Source organism: Rhodococcus sp. DMU2021 (assembly GCF_019641445.1).
Lineage (GTDB): Bacteria > Actinomycetota > Actinomycetes > Mycobacteriales > Mycobacteriaceae > Rhodococcus > Rhodococcus pyridinivorans.
Map to the genome: position 1 here is coordinate 1 of NZ_JAIFKB010000116.1, position 523 is coordinate 523.

Sequence of the window (523 nt, forward strand, 5' to 3'; positions counted from 1 at the left end):
CCCACCACTGATCGACCTCGACCGTGGCGGCCTGGTCGATCCCGTCCTGCACTGCGGCGACGTGCTCGCCGCGCTGCTCGGCGGTGGCCGGTTCGGCCGGCTCCTGGGTGTCGAGTACAGCCTGGGTGGTGTCGAGGAAGTCCTCGGTGAACGGACGCTCGACGTCGGCGCGGGCCTCGACGATCGCGTCGGCGACCTCGGTGGTGACCGGATGCTGTGTCGGCTCGCCGGTGCGGGCCTGCCAGTACGCCTCGGCAGCGCGGTGCCCGAGTTCGCCCCAGCGTTTCGGGTCGGACAGCATCACTCGGCACACCAGGAACTGCTCGTCGGTGAGCGAGTCGCGATCGGCCATCAGATCCGCGAGGGCGACCTGGGCTTTGACCGTGAAATGCCCGTCGGCCCACGACAGGAACTGCGCTGCGGTGTTGACCTGCGGGTTGGCGGCAGTGTCGGCGTCGGTGTCCGGTTCGGCGAGGCGTTCGAGCACCCGGCGCTCGACGTCGGCCAGGGGGTCGATCCGCGG

General features: G+C 70.7%; 1 protein-coding gene. It reads right to left on the minus strand.

Annotated features, from left to right (window positions below; all coding sequences use genetic code 11):
• On the minus strand, nucleotides 1-523 hold a 523-nt coding region (locus K3M35_RS25915), incomplete at both ends, for a hypothetical protein (RefSeq protein ID WP_220667303.1).